The organism is Microbacterium sp. FG3, from assembly GCF_057809335.1.
On sequence record NZ_JBMDJT010000068.1, the window covers coordinates 1 to 1,847 of the forward strand.

Consider the following 1,847-nt stretch of genomic DNA (forward strand, 5'->3'; position numbering starts at 1 on the left):
GTCGTGTGAACGACGGAAGGCCGCCCAGCGTTGGGCGGCCTTCCGGTGAAGTGGTGTCCGGCGGTGTCCTACTCTCCCACAGGGTCCCCCCTGCAGTACCATCGGCGCTGAGAGGCTTAGCTTCCGGGTTCGGAATGTGACCGGGCGTTTCCCTCTCGCTATGACCGCCGAAACTCTTTCGATGTTTCAGCACATCAACACGAAGAATGTGTTGGTGTGGTGCCCGTACATCGGGAACCACATAGTGGACGCGAACACGCATAAAGAATGAGTGATTTGTAAGTCATCGGCTTATTAGTACCAGTCAGCTGCACACATTGCTGTGCTTCCACGTCTGGCCTATCAACCCAGTAGTCTGCTGGGAGCCTCTCACCCTCTAGGGGCATGGAAGTCTCATCTTGAGGCCGGCTTCCCGCTTAGATGCTTTCAGCGGTTATCCATCCCGAACGTAGCCAAACAGCGGTGCCCTTGGCAGGACAACTGTCACACCAGAGGTTCGTCCAACCCGGTCCTCTCGTACTAGGGTCAGATCCTCTCAAACTTCCTACGCGCGCAGCGGATAGGGACCGAACTGTCTCACGACGTTCTAAACCCAGCTCGCGTACCGCTTTAATGGGCGAACAGCCCAACCCTTGGGACCTACTCCAGCCCCAGGATGCGACGAGCCGACATCGAGGTGCCAAACCATGCCGTCGATATGGACTCTTGGGCAAGATCAGCCTGTTATCCCCGAGGTACCTTTTATCCGTTGAGCGACAGCGCTTCCACAAGCCACTGCCGGATCACTAGTCCCGACTTTCGTCCCTGCTCGACCTGTCAGTCTCACAGTCAAGCTCCCTTGTGCACTTACACTCGCCACCTGATTGCCAACCAGGTTGAGGGAACCTTTGGGCGCCTCCGTTACTCTTTGGGAGGCAACCGCCCCAGTTAAACTACCCACCAGGCACTGTCCCTGAACCGGATCACGGTTCGAAGTTAGATATCCAGAGTGACCAGAGTGGTATTTCAACAACGACTCCACGAACACTGGCGTGTCCGCTTCAAAGTCTCCCACCTATCCTACACAAGCCACACCGAACACCAATACCAAGCTGTAGTAAAGGTCACGGGGTCTTTCCGTCCTGCTGCGCGTAACGAGCATCTTTACTCGTAATGCAATTTCGCCGAGTTCGTGGTTGAGACAGTTGGGAAGTCGTTACGCCATTCGTGCAGGTCGGAACTTACCCGACAAGGAATTTCGCTACCTTAGGATGGTTATAGTTACCACCGCCGTTTACCGGGGCTTAAATTCGGAGCTTCGCCTTGCGGCTGACCCTTCCTCTTAACCTTCCGGCACCGGGCAGGCGTCAGTCCGTATACATCGTCTTGCGACTTGGCACGGACCTGTGTTTTTAATAAACAGTCGCTACCCACTGGTCTCTGCGGCCCACACACGCTTTCGGAGCAAGTCCTAATACGCGCTGGGCCCCCCTTCTCCCGAAGTTACGGGGGCATTTTGCCGAGTTCCTTAACCACGATTATCTCGATCTCCTTGGTATTCTCTACCTGACCACCTGAGTCGGTTTGGGGTACGGGCGGCTGGAACCTCGCGTCGATGCTTTTCTCGGCAGCTGAGGATCACCCACTTTTTATCCGCATCGTGTCTCAGCCTGTATGAGAGGCGGATTTGCCTACCTCTCGGCCTACGCACTTGCACCAGGACAACCATCGCCTGGCTTGGGCTACCTTCCTGCGTCACACCTGTTAATACGCTAACCGCACCAGCATGGGGTCGCGCGCTCCACCAGCCGGCGTCACCCGAAGGTGACAGTGACTGGCTTTGGGCGCTTAGCACCACTGGATTGGTT

Annotated in this window: 2 rRNA genes; both read right to left on the reverse strand. The window is 56.1% G+C overall.

Annotated features, from left to right (window positions below):
• Positions 1-55 precede the first annotated feature (55 nt).
• Positions 56-172: ribosomal RNA gene (gene rrf, locus ACODR5_RS13460) — 5S ribosomal RNA — on the reverse strand.
• Between the two features lie 102 nt (positions 173-274).
• Positions 275-1,847 (reverse strand): 23S ribosomal RNA (locus tag ACODR5_RS13465); the annotation flags it as partial.